Origin of the sequence: Ktedonobacter robiniae, from assembly GCF_016587375.1 — a bacterium.
Taxonomy (GTDB): Bacteria; Chloroflexota; Ktedonobacteria; order Ktedonobacterales; family Ktedonobacteraceae; genus Ktedonobacter; species Ktedonobacter robiniae.
The window spans coordinates 1713137-1729718 of sequence record NZ_BNJG01000001.1 but is presented as its reverse complement, the minus strand read 5'-3'; the positions used below and the strand labels follow the sequence as shown (position 1 = coordinate 1729718).

Below are 16582 nucleotides of genomic sequence, written 5' to 3'. Positions count from 1 at the left end.
TAGTATCTATACCAGAGAAGCGAAATGCATTTGAGACAAATCTCTGCGACGGACAGAGGTGAGAGGGGAACGGCTATGATATTCGACGGAATAGATACTTTATACGAAGCTTTTTATGCCTACATAGAATCTGTGGTTGAAGAAGAGGCCTATCAAGAGGCAAAGCAGCCAGAATCAGTTGAAGCAAAGTCCGGCTGGACCTGGGAGGAGGAAGAAATATCCAGGCACTCAACAATTCTGTTAGCATCATAATGTACGCTACTTACGTACGCGCCTACGCTGGTGGACATTGTAAAGCATAGGTCGGCGTTTCGCAGAGGTCACGTTGACCCAGCATGAGCCGCGTGGGCGCGTACGTAAGTAGCGCTCTTCATAAAGCACTTAACTGTTGGCAACATACTCTTTTGCGCGGTTCCAGAGGGCGATCCACTCTGGCGTGGTGTAGGTGGTAAGCTCGCGTTGCTCCTGGCGGGCGAAGCTCTCCATGGCCTGGAAGCGTTGGCGGAACTTACGGTTTGCTGCGCGCAGGGCCTCTTCGGCATCGACTTTATACCAGCGTGCCAGCTTGGCAACGAGGAAGAGAAGGTCACCCATCTCCTCTTGCTGCTCTTCTTTGGAGGTGGCCTGGCGTAGCTCTTGAAGCTCTTCCTCTAGCTTGGCCAGGACCTCATCGAGATTATCAAACTCAAAGCCAGTTTTGGCGATGCGTTTCTGGTACTCCTGGGCGACCATGAGCGCGGGTGTGGCCTGGGGAATATTTTTGAAGACGGTCTCTATCTCGGGCGCAGCAATGCCCGCGTTGAGCCGCTCCTGACGCTTGATCTCCTCCCAGTTTAGCGCCACCTGGCCAGCGGTGCTGGCCTCGGCATTACCGAAGACGTGTGGATGGCGGCGTAGCATCTTGGCGTTGATATTCTCGTAGACTTCGCCAAGGGCGAAGTGTCCCTCCTGGCGCGCGATCTCGGCATGCAGGTAGACCTGGAGCAGGAGGTCGCCCAGCTCGTCGGCGAGTTTTTCCATATCGTTCTCTTCGATGGCCTCAACCACTTCATAGGTCTCTTCAATGACGTAGCGCGTCAGCGTCTGGTGCGTCTGCTGGCGGTCCCAGGGACAGCCATCAGGGTCGCGGCGTAGGCGTTTGGTGATATAGCGCAAGGTATCGGGCAGGCGTAGGGGTGTGAGCGCGTCCAGGGGCGGCACATACAGGGTGCTAAGGTGATTGGCCTGATTATTGTGGTCCAGCTCGTAGAGAGGCATCTCTAGCGCGGCCTCATCTGCGGAGACGCCTGCCGCCCGTACCAGTTTGACAGGCCACTCGTCGGGATAGCACTCGCCCAGGGCCAGCTTGACCTGGCTGGCGAGACGGCGATTATAGACTTGGGTAATCAGTAGAGGTGTCGTGGGCAGAATCTTGCTGGCGATTTCGTCCTGGTCCAATCCTGCCAGAATGGTTGCATCCACGATGTGCAAGCCGGTATCAAAGGGATCGAGTCCCAGCAGACTGCATACCGGCTCCAGGAAGGAGAGACCAGCCACAATCGAGGTGGAGAGGCCTCGTTCGCGCGCGAACTGAAGCAGAATCTGGACCGATGTCTCGCCTATGAGTGGATGGCCGGGGACGGCGTAGATGATGGGGCTTTGCGTAGCTAGCGTGCAGACTTCTTCAGCGATCCGCTGGTAGAGTGAATGCCAGGCGGTTGATTCTTCATAAAAGCTATCAAATGAGATGATATTGAGCGCGGGTAGTTCCTCGCGCAACTGCTCCACCGTGGGGTGGATGATGGTGCGGAAGTAGACCGTCTCCCCGCGTTGGGCGGCCTGGGCCAGCAGATCATGGGCCTGCACGGTAAGATCCTGCGCGTCGCCGGGACCCAACCCAAGAATGGTAATGGAAGGTGTTATATTCATCATGTTTTGAGATGCATGCTCCTATTGAGAAAAGCAGGTAGGGGCAAAAAGGATAAGCGAGAATGCCATTGCCAGCCCCGATCTTCAACCTGACAGAACAAGTGTAGCGGGTGTATTAGGGAGTGTCAAATCTGACTTTTGTCCCTCTTGAGGAAGGATATGGCAGAGTGTGTTGGTTAAGATGTTGTAAATATATGCCCTATGCTGATAAAATCATAGAGAGGCTATATCAACCGGCTAACATAAAATCGAACCAGTCTCCATCGATTGAACGTGTTAGCCTTGAGGCAAGATTTTTTCTTACACCGAATGTACCAGATTATTGCCTACCATGTTATGCTTTACTACACTATCATACGGTTGCCCGGAATAGCCATGTGGGGCAACGTAAGGAGGGACTAATCTTATGGCGTCCGTGCAGAGCCAGAAACCAGCTTGTCCGGTGTGCAACCAGACAGATAAAGTTAAAACAATGCAAGCGGCGTATGATGCCGGGGTAGAGCAGTGCGCTCCACCAGCCGTACCAACCAAAAACATTTCCATGATCAGGACCATTATCTCCTGTATTGTGCTGGTGGGAGTTTGTATCTTCCTTGTTATCGTCTTGATTGGCGGAATGGAAGCGCAACTGGATTCTACATTTATGATAGGTCTGGTGGCAGTCACTTTCTGTGTGATCGTGCTAGCCCTGGTCCTGTCGTTCCAGGCCTTCCAGCGCATTGTGAAAGGCGACAATGAAGCGAATTTGCTTCTTCCTGCCTGGGAACATGCCATGGAGGAGTGGAAGCACTACTATTTCTGCTCACGCGATAATGTAGTGTTTGATCCTCGCACAGAGAAAACTGTGAGTGCCGAGAAACTGGCCAGCCTGCGCAACTTTGATGATAAGCGCCAGGCGAAGCTAGAGGCCGTCGCCCAGCATTAATATATGCAGGTGCGTATCAAAGCATATGCGCAGAAAAAGGCGGTCGCAGACGTATTTTAATATATTAATAAAATGGCCCACAAAAGCCCTGGCTCAAACCAGGGCTTTTGTGGGCCATTTTATTAGGGAAATATTTAGGTGGGATGGCGTGGGTTGTACCAATCGGGATTGGTGTCGTCCTCAAAGGAGACGCGCGAGGAGTGGGCCGAATTGGATGCAGGTGAGGCGCTGGCCAACTGTTCATTGTGGTCAGCCTCGGCATACAAATTCTCTGCTGCGCGCATGGGATCGAAGCTGACGGAACCATTTGCCTCTGGATCGTGCGCGATAGCTTCAAAGGTCCGTGCCAGGTTGCGAATTGTCTCTGGATCGGTGATCTTGCCCTCTTGTACCTGTTTATAGGCGTTGACCAGCACCTCTTCTTTGAAGACCGGTGGCCGATTACCCGCGGGTGGCGACGCCAACTCCTGTTGCGTGTAAGTGTTCTCGAATTGAGGTACTTGCTGCTGAGCATAAGATGCGGGCGTGGGTTGCTCATATGCATAAGCCGCGTGGTCCAGGGGGGGCGAATCGACGAGATGTGCCCCATGAGAGCTCAGAGAGACATCGCGGATCTGTATCCCATTGACCTGGACTCCCCAGGCGGCGACGCGATTGCGCATATACTGAAAAAGATAGTTATTGACCTGTTCCCAGCGTGCCCCGTTGGAGAAATCGTCAAGCGAGGGATTTATGACGGGCTGACCCTGGGGGCCATCGGGCCAGGCAAGAAAATCTCCAGGCGAGAACGTGGTCGCAATAGTCTGAAGCGCAGCCAAAAAGAGTTCGCGCAAGGTTTCCTCCCAGCCATTTACCCGCGACATGGCGAGATAGGCATAGTCGGGCAGAACCTGATAAGAGATTGACGCGCGCAGGATAACGTCGGTATCGGGAGCGAGCTGCACGCGCTGTGTGGGGCAGATCCACTGGATCTCACCCGTGTTGAGTTCGTACGCTATCCGCTCCCAGGGGAGGAGGAGATGGGGTCCGGGTAGGAGCGTCCGCCGGTATTTGCCGAAGGCAAAGGCCAGCGCGACATATCCCTCTGGCACTGCATGGAGGTAGCGGCGCACCAGGAACACGCCGAGCACGACAATAAGAGCCAGCAGCAGGAAGCCGGGAATGGCACCAAAGGTCGAAAAGCAGCCAACCAGGAGGAAGAGCAGGAAGCCAAGCAGGGTAAAGACAAACCAGAGGTCGTTGATGGAACCGAGATAGTAAACAGTGGTTCCCTGCGCGATAACGATAAGGATAATGAGGACTGCGAGCGGCCAGAATGCCGCGGCCGGGGTCGCGGCACGCCCATTGGCGACCAGGGGGAGTACCCAGAGAGCTGTCAGGCCCCCAAAGAGAATCGGTGCTCCAACGAGGGTTGCATAGTGGATTACAGTATGTAGGAGATCGCCGCGCTGTGTTATAGGGGTGGGTGGAGGCTCCTCAAAATCGGCTGCTGGAGCGTTCTGATAGTCCTGGTGCCCTTGGTAGCCTGCCTGGTAGCGTTGATCATCGTGTGCCCTATAGGCATGAGCATCGACATCATATTGGTCCTGCTCAGGCGCGTCCTGGGTCACGTCGTCATCATCGTCGTGTGCCTGCTGGTGGGTATAGGCCGCCTGGGGATCATGCTGGGGACTCTGCCAGGTCGCCCCAGAGTCTTTCCAGTCAGAAGACATACATTGCACCTTTCTCTCGTGACATCATCAGTGGTTTAGCAGGAAAAGTTTTTATTGCAATAAGTGACTTTAAAATTTCCTTTAAAACTTTTTCTTTTTTATACCACATGAGCCACATCCTCCGCCTCCTCCGGTACTACATCCTCCACCTCCTCCACTGCCGCAGGTACAAGGACCGCCCTTGCCACAACTGCATGAGCCGCTTGTTCTGCCTGATTCTTTTGTACTGGCACTGGCTGTTTTCACGCCGCATGAACCGCTGGAGCAGCAGCTTCCACCTTTGGGCGCGGGTTCTTCATCGACGGGGACCTGAATTGTCACCCCGCTTTCGAGCATAACCTCGACCGAATTTTTGGGAACGTTGATGGAGACTACCTTGCCTGAACCACTGGGTGTGTTCAGGAATGCCCCAATCTGAGGCATCTGTTGCTTGGCCTGGATATAATTTTCATTCTCATAGGCCAGGCAGCACATCAGGCGCCCACAAACGCCAGAGATTTTTGAGGGATTTAAAGGGAGGCCTTGTTCTTTGGCCATTTTGATGGAGACAATCCCGAAGTCGGTAATCCAGGAGCTACAACAGAGGGTTTTACCGCAGGGACCGATGCCGCCCTGAAGCTTGGCCTGGTCGCGCGCCCCAATCTGGCGCAGTTCGATGCGTGTGCGGAAGGTTGCCGCCAGGTCGCGCACAAGGCCGCGAAAATCGACGCGCTCATCAGCGGTAAAATAGAAAGTCAGTCGACTGCCGTCGAAGGTATACTCGCTCTCAACCAGCTTCATGGGAAGCCTGTGCTGGGTGATCCGTTCGGCACAGCGCACCATGGCATCCTTCTCTTTTTGTTTAAAAGAGAGGAGCATGCGCAGCTCGTCTTCGGTCGCCAGGCGCAAGACGGGTTTCAGAGGTTCGGAGAGGTCCTCCTCGGCAAGCTTCTTCGATGCCAGGACGACACGCCCGGCCTCTACGCCTCGGGTGGTCTCGACAATCACATACTGCCCATTGGAGAAGGTTTGACCCTGGGGGTCGAAATAGTAAATACGCCCAGCTGGTCGAAAGCGAACGCCAACGACAACAATGATTTTAGCTATATCTGTCGCCGTATTGCCTGCTAGATCCATCTGCTCTCATCTTTGCTAGACTAGTGTGGACGCCAATCGAACGTATGTTATTAGGGGTGAGGGAGTAGAGAGTATGCGTGGTCGAGAATGCCCTGCCTCCATAACATGCCGGACGGGAGAAACACTAGTGTGAGGGATGCAGCCCCGTTGATGCATCCGGCTTACCATTCACCGAGTGTTACTAGATCGTTTCTAGTGAGAGGATTTTGAAAGAAAAATTACATTTCATTGGTAAGGAGAATCGCCTCTGCAACCTCGCGCATGGATTTGCGATTATTCATGCTCGCCTTCTGAATTTTACGGAAGGCTTCCTGCTCGCTTAGACCCTGCTTCTCCATCAAGAGGCCTTTGGCGCGTTCAACGATCTTGCGCGTTTCGAGCGTCTCGCTCAGGGAGCGAGCCTTCTCTTCCATCGCGCGAAACTCGTTATAGCGAGCCAGGGCGACCTCAATCGCAGGAGTAACTTCGCTTTCGCGGAGTGGCTTCACAATATAATTAACCACCCCGGCTTCCTTCGCGCGTTCAACGAGCGGTTGGTCACCGAAGGCAGTGAGCAGCAACACTGGTGCGAGTTTCTCCTGGGTAAGTGTTTCGGCGGCGGCAATGCCGTCCATGTCGGGCATGCGAATGTCCATAATTACCAGGTCAGGGCGTAGTTCGCGCGCGAGATTGACGGCACTCAATCCGTCTCCCGCTTCGCCAATTACGAGATAACCCTGTTTCGTAAGGACATCTTTCAGGTCCATACGCTGGATAGCTTCATCATCTGCAATAATAATGCGTGTTGGCATACGTGTCACCTCAAAGCCTTGGTCTCTTCCACCATAGAAGTACAAAAACCACTTTCTACGTACATTGGAAAGTATAGCATACCTGTTTTGGTGAGTCGATAGGCAAATCAGCAGGCGTTGACGAGTGCTTTTTAGGCGACCTGCACGAGTTCGCTCCCCTGCATGAGATGCGAAAGCGCTCGGGTCTCAGCGACGATGCGTGCCAGTTGTTCGGGCGTGATCGACTGGCGACCATCGCAGAGTGCCGTGCTGGGATCGCAATGGGTCTCGATGATTAATCCCTGGGCGCCCGCGGCAATGCTTGCGCGCGACATGGCGGGTACCAGCTCGCGTCGCCCGGTGGCATGACTGGGATCAACCAGGATAGGCAGGTGTGTCAACTCCTGTATTAGCGGTACGCAGGTCAGGTCCAGCACATTACGCGTCTGTGGATCATAGCTACGAATGCCTCGCTCGCAAAGAATCACGTTAGGATTGCCCGCGGCGACAATGTACTCGGCGGCCAGCAACCATTCTTCCACCGTGGAGGCCAGACCACGTTTGAGCAAAACTGGACGCTTAGCCGAATGCTTACCAGCCGCCCGCAGGAGAGCGTAGTTTTGCACGTTGCGGGCGCCAATCTGAAGGATATCTGAGTATTCAGCCACGGTATCCACCATCTCGGTCTCCATGACCTCTGTGACGATGGGGAGGCCAGTCTGCTCGCGAGCCTCAGCCAGCAGCTGCAAACCCTCAATACCCAGTCCCTGGAACTGGTAGGGGGAGGTGCGTGGTTTGAAGGCCCCGCCACGGAGGATATTAGCACCAGCGGCCTTCACGGCATGCGCGGTGGTGAGAAGCTGCTCGCGGCTCTCTACTGCGCAGGGTCCCGCTATGATGACCGGAGATGCGGATGGGCCACCAACTGTAATCGGGGTGCAGGCATGACCTGTGCCAATGAGGATGCGGGTGTCGGCTGGTTGAAAGGAGCGGCTAACGAGTTGGTAGGAGGTTTTCATGGGGAGAAGTTCGGTAACTGCGGGTTGTTGGAGGAGGAGTTGCTGGGACTGAGCATCGAGAACAGTGTTATCAAGGGCGATCACTTCACGTCCGGAGATGTGGGTGGTCGCCAGGGGCATGCGACTTGCTGTGATGCGACATAAAAGTGACATCAGCTGGGCGCGTTCTTCACTTGAAGCCTGGTTACTAATGGTGATGATCATGATTCGTAAACCTTTCTGTAAGATCTTATTCCGAAACCCAACGTCACTGGCGTGCCTAGCGCTTCGCGCTCAGGGTTTTCGGATAAGAAGTAACTATTTGTGCTTGACTTGATGAGCTTTTTTAGGAAACAAAAAAGCAGAGGATTTTTCCTCTGCTCGTCCAGCATGCTGGTGGTTTTTTTGCTCAGCCAAAGTGGCCCACCATCATGCTGGAGGGCTAAACCAGTAATAAAAATAGCTGTTATTCAGTTGTGCGCATTTACACGTTGCACTGAGCATTTTTCTTCTCACCGTTTAGATGTGGTTGTGTTGTCTTCTCTGGGCCGCTGAGTATTCTCAAAGTGGCTTATTAAGCATTATAAGGGGGATGCATACAAAAAGTCAAGGGTCCTGTGATCTTAGTGGCAAAAAGAAGTGTTCTCCTCCTCGTGAGCAGGAGAACACTTCTTTTTGTTTGACGTGAAGGTGTAATGCTGTTAGCGCTTTTTAGCTCGGCGCTGACCGGAGCGGTAGGCGTGGTAGAGATCATCAGCCTCGCCACTGACGCCCTGGCGAATGGTTGGCTGGGGCGCCCTGGGTTCCGCGGACCGGGCAGGCTTTTTGGCGGCAGATTTGTTATTCGCAGCCGAGGAACCGCCCAGGCTACGTGGAATGAAGTCGTAGCGCGCCAGTACGACCAGGAGGATGACCAGGGTAGCCAGGTAGAGCGCCGTTGACGTCGTGATATTCATTGGCAGACCAAAGAGATTAAACTGCGCCCACTGGCGCTCAATGCCCAGGCTATGTACGGCCTGTTGCTCAAACAAGCCTACAAAGTTCGCTGCCAGCAGGTAGATGGCCATACCAATAATCCAGCGAGTCTTAAAGCCGCCAGCAGGTGGTGTCGAGCGTGGACGCGCCGTGGGCTTGACGGCCTTTGGCTTCTCATCGCCTGTAGCCTCCTCGCCAGCCTTGCCACGTGTCGCACGCGCCAGGCGTGCACGAGACACATCCTCTTTCGACGTGGCCTCCTCTTCGCGTTTGCCAACGCGTGAGAAGAAGCTGCGTCGAGGCTTGACCTCGCTGCCTGACGCCTCGTTCTCCGCAAGGGCCACGGAACTCTCAACTGGCGTGTTACCTTCCTCGGCGAGAGTTTCTTCTCCCACAGAGTTTAGCTGCTCATCATTGGTGACGAGGACGGGACGGTTGCGTGGTACGCGGTTCCTCCTGCGCCGGCTGGTGCTCACTTTGTAATCCTGGTAATCCTGACTCATGATTGGTCTCCTGGTTGTTCTGCCTGAGGTTGTTCCTCACGCGTGGTGTCTTGAAATGGGAAGGGGTCAGCCTTAGCTGTCTCTTCGTTTCGGTATTGTTCCTGTCCTACTTGTTCCTGTGGGAAGGACTTTTGCTCGCTTACAGCAGGTCGTTCAGCATAATTGACGTTTTCGCTGTAGTTTGGCTCTCGGGGAGCGGACTCAGGAGCTGGCTGGACTGGATAGCTTGCGGAAGGCGCCGTATAGGAAGGCGTCTGCTGTGGCTGTTGAGGCGCTGCACCGCGAGCGTAGAATGATGAAGCCGGGGACTGTGGAGCCAGGCCTGAGAACGAAGGTTGCTGTTGTGGCTGTGGTGGCACATATGGCTGCGGCGGAGCCTGGCGTGGGGCTTCGACAACCACGAGACCAGCGCGAGCGATCTCATCATCGCGACCAGGAGCGTTGCCACCGCTTACACCGATGCCGCCAACGGTCGCGCCGTTTACGCGGATTGGCCAGCCACCCGCGGCCATGATGAAATTTCCGTGAGTCATCTCGGCCAGGCTAGAGGCAAAACCTGGAATAGAAGACCCCCACTGCGCGACAGAGTCGGTTGATTGGTTGAACATCACGGCGGTACTCGCCTTGGCGATACTGATATTCCCAGTAGCCCAGCCATAAGGCGACATCATACGCTCAAAGAGTACCAGGTGACCACCAGCATCCACAATGGCAATGCTGACAGGACTGCGTAACTCGCGTGCGCGTTGCTTGCTCGCTTCCAAAATTTTCCGTGCGATGTCGATAGAGATGCTCACAGCCAAGAAACTCCTTACTATTAGATGAAACAAATATGTGCAGGACTGGTGCTGGTGTGCCGCGCCCCAGGCGTGGATGGCATCTAATGTTGATAATGTTTCATATGCTGATACAAGTCCAGGCTTGCCAGGTTTCGTGTTGGCGCTCTCGTACCATGTCGCTACTCTTGTAGCTCTGTATCTGGCTGGCGTTGATGCAAGCAATGCAAGCATGTAGGCTGGCGCTTTTTTTCTGGCCCGGTGTATGCTTTGACCCGGAAAAGTTCCAGTCAGTCCGTATCTGGACTATTGTACCGCACCACGTGTATCCATGCAATGTGTACAACAGGCAAGGCGGCAGGCAGTGACACCCTCTGACTTTCTTTTTCGGCTCTTTACCTTGAGAAGTTGAGAAGCAATAGGTCAGAAGTCATAAAGAGTTGGTTTAACCCGTGTGCGAGTTATTTCTGGTTAGTGATATGTGCATGTGAATTGGCAGCCTGCGGCTGCCAATTCACATGCACATATCACTAACCGCGGCGAGCGCCGCAGGCACGAGAGGTCTTATAGATGCTCGATGAGCGTGACTTTCTCTTTGCGCCAGGTGAGGTGATTATATTTCTCGGCCACGAGCTGCCGGGCCATGTCCCACTCAGAGGATAAGAGCTCGCCAGGTACAAACTCATGCTCCAGGAAGGAGCTGAAGCCCAGGCGAAAAGCCTGCGCGACCTCGCCCCAGGTTGCCTGTGGGGCGAAGGCATGGAGGGGAGCTGTTTTCGTATTGTACTGGGCCAGGGCCTGGGATCGAGCCTCTTCAGAAGGGAAGCGCAGGAGCGAGAAAAACTCGGCTGCGCGGTCACCCAGCGGGAGTGAGCCCTGTTGGAGGAGCGAAGCCTCTTTCCACACCTGAGCGCTGCCAATCAGTTTAAAGCCATCGACTGTCAAATCGGCCTGCGTAGAAGAGGCAAAGCAGGCCGCCGAGGGCGTTTTACTGACCCGCTCATCGCTGATGATTGCGTTGAGGCCGAGATGTTGTAGCGCTTGAATAAGCCCTTGCAGGAGGTAGGCATAGGCCGCCACGACTCCAGATGGCACGCCCTCGCGCTTCCCTATGGTGATACTATAAGTAAACTCATCACGATGATAGACGGCTCTCCCGCCTGTAGGACGGCGAACCAGGGCCACATTCTCGCGCGCGCAGACCTCCTGCTCAATTTCGCGCTCAACATTCTGGAAGCGTCCCAGGCTAATGGCTGGCTGCTTCCATTGGAAGACGCGCAGCGTGGGCGGGACCTTCTCCTCAATGTGATGTAGGAGGATGGCCTCATCAATGGCCATGTTCAAGGCTGCATCCTGCACACCTGTATGAATAAAGCGATAAGTGGTTGCTGACATAAGACTCGACATCTCCTCCAGGGTTTTCAGGCTCAGGACTGGCGCTCGCGGGCCGCCTTCCATTTTTCGCGCTGCTGCTCGCGTACCGTCTCTGAGGCTGGCTGATAACGTGCCAGGAAGGTCTCGCGGAAGACGGGATAGCTGCCATCGAGAATGGATGCGCGCAGGTCAGCGGCCAGGCGCAGCATGAAGCGCAGGTTATGGATGGTTCCCAGACGGTAGTAGAGCTGCTCCTCAGCACGGATAAGATGATGCACATAGGCTGCGCTATAGTTGCGACAGGTGTAGCAGTCACAGCCCTCCTCAATCGGGCCAGTTGCTCGCTTAAAGCGGGCGGACTTGATATTCACGCGCCCATCGCGGGTAAAGAGACCGCCGTGGCGAGCGACGCGAGTGGGCAGAACGCAGTCGAACATATCCATGCCCAGCCCGACGCACTCAACCAGGTCTTCAGGCGAGCCGACGCCCAGCAGGTGACGTGGTTTCTCGCGTGGAAGCGCGGGCGTAGTTGCGCGCAACATCTCCCACATCTTGGTTTTGGGTTCGCCAACTGAGAGGCCGCCAATCGAGAGACCGGGGAAGGGCATTGAGCCAATTACACGTGCGCTCTCTTGGCGTAGCTCGGGCTCAAAGGCCCCCTGAACGATACCAAAGAGCGTCTGTTCTGGGCGATAGCGTTCTTTCGCGACCAGGGCACGCTCCTCCCAGCGATGCGTACGTTCCATGGCCTCTCGGGCCTCTTTGGGTGTGCAGGGAAAGGGCGCACAGATATCCAGAGGGAGAATGATATCGGACCCCAACTCCGCCTCGATGCGCATTACACTCTCAGGCGTGAGAAACTGCGGTGAGCCATCCAGGTGCGACTTGAAAAGGACTCCCTCCTCGCTCAGCTTACGCAGGTGTCCCAGGCTCCAAACCTGAAAGCCACCGCTATCCGTCAGAATTGGGCCATCCCAGCGCATAAATGCATGCAGTCCGCCAAAAGAATCGATGAGTTCAGAGCCGGGCCGCAGCATCAGGTGATAGGTATTGGAGAGAATAATCTGAGCGCCGACCTCGCGTAATTCTTCTGGAGAGACGCTCTTGACGGTCGCCTGTGTGCCAACAGGCATAAAGATCGGCGTCTGGATCGTGCCATGAGGAGTCTGAATCGTACCGGCACGCGCCCAGCTCTCAGAGCACTCGGTATCAATAGTAAACGTAAATTGTGACATCAGCTTTAAACCCAAAGAGAAATACTAATATATAATTAAAGGCGGAATACCATGATATGCAATGCACAAAGAAAAACCTGAATCTATGCACACAGCGCTTAAAAGTTCGCTGTCTATTGTCTCATAAAGGTCAAGAGCAACCCCCACGTACTGCCTGATTACATCCAAAAAAGTTATGGAACTGCTGACTTACGACCTATATCCAAAAAAGTTGTGGAACTGCTGGTTTACGACTTATAGCCAAATAAGTTGTGTGATCCTGCCGGGGTTGCCGAAGGCAACCCCGGCAGGATCACACAACTTATTACCCCGCGAGCCACGTAGTGGCGAGAAGTGAAGGAGCTGATAAAAAGCCACATAGCAAGCAAAAAAGAGAGATAAAAATGTATGAAAAATGGCAAGATATAAAATATACATAAAAATATGAAGAGATATGTACAGAATCGGCGTAAAACTCTTGAAAATCAACAAAAGATAGTGTATGCTGTTTTCCGGTATCCATCTCGGTCTCGCGTACGGTGCTCGTCCAGAGTTACATACTTCCCTCGCTGGTAAGGGGAAAGAATGGCTGGTGACATCCGCTAGGAGAAGGACCTGGAGGTTTACCATTCTTCTATTCACTAAGGAGGTCCTAGTTGAGCTTCGATGACAAAACCCTGAAGTGCCGTGATTGCGGAAATGATTTCCTGTTCACCGCCGGAGAGCAAGAGTTTTACCAGCAAAAAGGCCTGATGAATCAGCCGAGTCGCTGTCGTCCCTGCCGTGAGGCGCGTCGCAACTCTGTGGGTTCAACCGGTCGTTCTGAGCGCGCCCCGCGAGAAATGCATCCTGTTATTTGTGCCGAGTGTGGTGCGGAGACCCAGGTGCCCTTCCTTCCTACCAAGGATCGCCCCGTCTATTGTAGCTCCTGCTTTGACAAAGTTCGTGGTGCAGCCCACAGCTAAAAGCAGCGCACAATGAAGAAGCGAGCGTTTGCAAGAGAAGAGCCACTATCGCTCTTAGGAAAGAAGCTTGTCGGCCTGGTATACGTTGTTTCGACGACGCCCGCCAGGTTGCTCAAGCCCTGGAACTAAGGCCAGACATAGAAATCTTATCTGACCGGAACTCTCGTTTTTCGCTCACAAGTAATCAGAGGCTAAGCAAAGATGTGTTCTTTGCTTAGCCTCTGGCTTTTTCTATGAAAGAAACTAACTACCAGGTTGGTACAATGGAAATAAGTAGTCGTATAATTGGCGGAATATGGTGACGTCCAGGCGTGTTTAAACGTAATACAATGTAATACAATGAGGCTTTTCCTCTCCTCTCCTGTGCCCTGGCAAAATCGATGTGTGCGTTTTTAATTATGAAGTGAAAACGGAGTCCTCGCTTGACAGGGGAATATAGCACCTTATAATAAAGTAATAACCTGTTTAACTCATAGGCAGAAATGTCCTACCTGGAAGAGGAGGCATCGCTTAGGGGTGTCTTATGTGGAGGCAAAGCCAGGCTATGTGGCTTTGCTGGTGAAATAGAACAATAAACCACGAAGCACCTCGGGAGATGCCTTCTCTCCCTCTTTTTACTAGTATTTTATGCCGTTGCGTAGGACATTCCAATACCAGGATGCAAGGGGAGAGAAAGGTGACGCTATCCCGAATAGTGTGACATGGGGACGGCAACGGATTGAGTCAAAGGCAGTCGGGATCTATGCCGAAGCTAGCCTGAAACAGTCCGCGGTAGAGGGACTGACAACTGTGCTCAATTGAAAGGTATGACGTAAGATTACATGGCTACCAACTTTGAGAGAAGCATCGAAGATTCGCAACAGACGACCATCCTGAAAACAGGGGAGCCGCAGACGAATCTTGCACCGTCACAGATGACAATCGAAGATCTGCTAGATGAAGCTCACCAGTACCTGGCGGATGCGGATCTAGAGCGAATACGTCATGCCTATGAACTGGCGAAACATGCACACAAGGGTGTAGTAAGGAAGTCGGGCGAACCCTATATTCAGCACCCTCTTGAGGTGGCGCTCCTGCTGGCAGGTATGCGTATCGATGCTGAAGGCATTATGGCGGCCCTGCTACACGATGTTGTGGAGGATACCGACTACTCACTGGATGACCTGACTGAGCAGTTTGGCCAGCAAGTGGCGAATATCGTTGATGGAGTGACAAAGTTTGATGCCCTGGCGGGCAAGCCGAATAAGGCTGCTCAATCGCTCGATAACGCGCCAGACCAGGAGCCAGCAGAGCCTGTGCAGCAGACGCTCTCGGTTGTAGATAAGCGTCGTGAGAAGACCGAGACGGTGCGGAAGATGCTCTTAGCCATGGCGGAAGATCCTCGTGTCGTTGTGCTCAAACTTGCCGACCGTATCCATAATATGCGGACCCTGGCTGCGATGTCGACCGTGCAACAGCAGAGTAAGACGCGCGAGACCAGCGAGATCTACGCGCCTCTAGCGCGCCGGTTGGGCATGATGCAGGTGCAGGCTGAGCTAGAGGACCTGGTTCTAAGTTACCAGGACCCGGAGCGCTATGCCTGGCTCAAACACGAGGTGGAGGAAGAGGTACAGCGGCGAATGCCCTTTATCGACGAGGTCGGCCGCATCTTGCGCGAGGAAATGCAGCGCGCGGGCATTCAGGCTGAGATACAGGCCTGGCAGAAGCACCTGGCGAGCATCAACCGCAAGCTCGGATATGTCTCTGGACAGCCCTCTGGCGCGGATCTCAGTCAGCTACACGACCTGGTCTCCTTCCGCATCCTGGTGCATACCGATAACGAGTGTTACCTGGCGCTCGGGCATATTCATGCCCTCTGGCGACCCAAGGATGGACGCATTAAAGACTTTATCGCCACGCCCAAGCTTAATGGCTATCAATCGCTGCATACCACTGTTTTCTGCTTTGATAACCGCCTGGCGGAGATTCAGATTCGCACACACGATATGCAACGTACCGCCGAGTATGGCATCGCCAATTACTGGTACCTCAAAGACCGGATGGTGAAGGAGGATCCCTCGCCTCATAGCTGGAAGCTCTCCTACAAAGAGATGGTGGCCTGGATTGAGCAGTTGCGGCAATGGCAACGCGAACTTCCCCAGAGTGCGGACGAATTCGTGGAGGCCGTCAAGGGCGACATCTTTCAGGAGCAGATCTTTGTCTTTACGCCTAAAGGTGAGGTCAAAGATTTGCCTCGTGGTTCGACTCCTTTGGATATGGCGTATCGTATCCATACCGATATTGGTGACCACTGTGCGGGCGCGCGCATCATTACCAATACAGATGACAGCGGACGCCTGGTGACGCGCCTGGTACCCCTGGACTATGAGCTTAAGGGCGGCGAGATCGTGGACATCATGGTCAACCGCACTGTCCACCCCACACGCGACTGGCTCAGTTTTGCGCGGACAGCCGCGGCGCGCAACAAGATTCGCCGCTACCTGAAGACCTATGAGCGCGAGATCAATCTCCAACTCGGCAAAGAGCGGCTCGACCTGGCCTTAAAGACCGCCGGTGCCGTTGGGCTGAATGCCCCCGTTGAGGAATTGCTCAACCAGGCCCGCAACGAGGATAAAACGGGCGATCTGCGCAAGTACGCTAATCGCGATGATATCTATATTGCAATTGGGCGTGAGGATCTGCAGGTGGAAGATGTCATGTTACATCTGCTCCCCCTGGTGCGCCAGGTAAATGAGCTAACGCATGGCGAGGGCGCGAACCAGCATACGAGCAAGGAGAGCGAAGGGAGCGCGGTCGTCAAACTCGCCCAATGTTGTTGTCCTCTGCCCGGCGACGAAATTGTTGGGATGCTCAACCCCAGTAAGGGAATGTATGTCCATCGCAGTGATTGTACGCGCGTCAGACGCCATCGAGAAAGTGCGAAGGCCGTCATTGAGCTCAACTGGTTGCAGATTGAACCAGAGACCTATCTCTCGCCTATTACCATCGTAGCGCATGATCGCTCAGGCCTCTTACGTGACGTTGCGGCTGTTGTCGCCGACGCGGGCGTCAATATGACCACGGTCACATCCACTACGAACCCCTCTGTCCACAAAGCAGTGATTACAGCGACATTAGAAGTCATGGCCACTGAAGGCGTGTTGGATCAGATTGAGCGCATCTTGCGTCGCCTGCGCCAGGTAAAGAATGTCGTCAGTGTGGAGCGTGCGCTTAACGCCCACTAAGATCTTATTCCGAAACCCAACCCCCATTCGGGGCACGTGCCACTCGCGTGACTAGCGCTTCGCCCCCATTCGGGGATAAACGCTCAGGGTTTCGGAGAAGAAGTAATTCTCTCTCCTGGGCC

The 16582-nt window shown here is 54.1% G+C and carries 13 protein-coding genes; 4 read left to right on the top strand and 9 right to left on the bottom strand.

All coding sequences use genetic code 11. The features are described 5' to 3' along the window. Positions 1-75 precede the first annotated feature (75 nt). Positions 76-252: a hypothetical protein gene (locus tag JMJ04_RS07215; protein ID WP_201369849.1), complete on the top strand. Its 177-nt coding sequence runs from the start codon at positions 76-78 to the stop codon at positions 250-252. A gap of 129 nt (positions 253-381) precedes the next feature. Here JMJ04_RS07215 and yabN read toward each other — a convergent pair whose 3' ends face one another. Continuing rightward, positions 382-1911: a bifunctional methyltransferase/pyrophosphohydrolase YabN gene (yabN, locus tag JMJ04_RS07210; RefSeq protein ID WP_201369848.1), complete on the bottom strand. Its 1530-nt coding sequence runs from the start codon at positions 1909-1911 to the stop codon at positions 382-384. A gap of 403 nt (positions 1912-2314) precedes the next feature. Here yabN and JMJ04_RS07205 point away from each other — a divergent pair, with 403 nt between their 5' ends. Next, positions 2315-2833, top strand: coding sequence for a DUF2975 domain-containing protein (locus tag JMJ04_RS07205; protein WP_201369847.1), 519 nt, complete (start codon positions 2315-2317; stop codon positions 2831-2833). 134 nt (positions 2834-2967) lie between these two features. On the opposite strand, the gene JMJ04_RS07200 is transcribed toward JMJ04_RS07205, so the two are convergent. The 8 genes from JMJ04_RS07200 to tgt all read right to left on the bottom strand — a co-directional run bounded on the left by JMJ04_RS07200 (position 2968) and on the right by tgt (position 12292). After that, positions 2968-4545, bottom strand: coding sequence for an SPFH domain-containing protein (locus tag JMJ04_RS07200; protein WP_201369846.1), 1578 nt, complete (start codon positions 4543-4545; stop codon positions 2968-2970). Positions 4546-4626: 81 nt separating this feature from the next. Continuing rightward, complete coding sequence (locus tag JMJ04_RS07195; protein ID WP_201369845.1) at positions 4627-5661, bottom strand: PSP1 domain-containing protein; 1035 nt, start codon at positions 5659-5661, stop codon at positions 4627-4629. A 218-nt stretch (positions 5662-5879) separates the two neighbouring features. Beyond that, a complete protein-coding gene (locus JMJ04_RS07190) occupies positions 5880-6452 on the bottom strand; it encodes an ANTAR domain-containing response regulator (protein ID WP_201369844.1) in 573 nt (190 codons plus the stop codon). A 131-nt stretch (positions 6453-6583) separates the two neighbouring features. After that, on the bottom strand, positions 6584-7654 hold the full coding sequence (aroF, locus tag JMJ04_RS07185; protein ID WP_201369843.1) for a 3-deoxy-7-phosphoheptulonate synthase: 1071 nt from the start codon (positions 7652-7654) through the stop codon (positions 6584-6586). A 476-nt stretch (positions 7655-8130) separates the two neighbouring features. Beyond that, positions 8131-8907 carry a hypothetical protein gene (locus JMJ04_RS07180; protein WP_201369842.1) on the bottom strand — a complete coding sequence of 259 codons (777 nt, stop codon included), beginning with the start codon at positions 8905-8907 and terminating at the stop codon, positions 8131-8133. Then, on the bottom strand, positions 8904-9704 hold the full coding sequence (locus JMJ04_RS07175; protein ID WP_201369841.1) for a heme-binding protein: 801 nt from the start codon (positions 9702-9704) through the stop codon (positions 8904-8906). Before JMJ04_RS07175 ends, JMJ04_RS07180 begins: the two co-directional genes overlap by 4 nt. A gap of 543 nt (positions 9705-10247) precedes the next feature. Next, on the bottom strand, positions 10248-11078 hold the full coding sequence (locus JMJ04_RS07170) for a lipoate--protein ligase family protein (RefSeq protein ID WP_201369840.1): 831 nt from the start codon (positions 11076-11078) through the stop codon (positions 10248-10250). 32 nt (positions 11079-11110) lie between these two features. Continuing rightward, positions 11111-12292: a tRNA guanosine(34) transglycosylase Tgt gene (gene tgt, locus JMJ04_RS07165; RefSeq protein WP_201369839.1), complete on the bottom strand. Its 1182-nt coding sequence runs from the start codon at positions 12290-12292 to the stop codon at positions 11111-11113. A gap of 635 nt (positions 12293-12927) precedes the next feature. Between tgt and JMJ04_RS07160 the strand changes: the two genes are divergently transcribed. After that, positions 12928-13236, top strand: coding sequence for a zinc-ribbon domain containing protein (locus JMJ04_RS07160; RefSeq protein ID WP_201369838.1), 309 nt, complete (start codon positions 12928-12930; stop codon positions 13234-13236). Positions 13237-14057: 821 nt separating this feature from the next. Further along, entirely contained in the window at positions 14058-16460 is a 2403-nt protein-coding gene (locus tag JMJ04_RS07155) for a RelA/SpoT family protein (RefSeq protein WP_201369837.1), read from the top strand. Positions 16461-16582 lie beyond the last annotated feature (122 nt).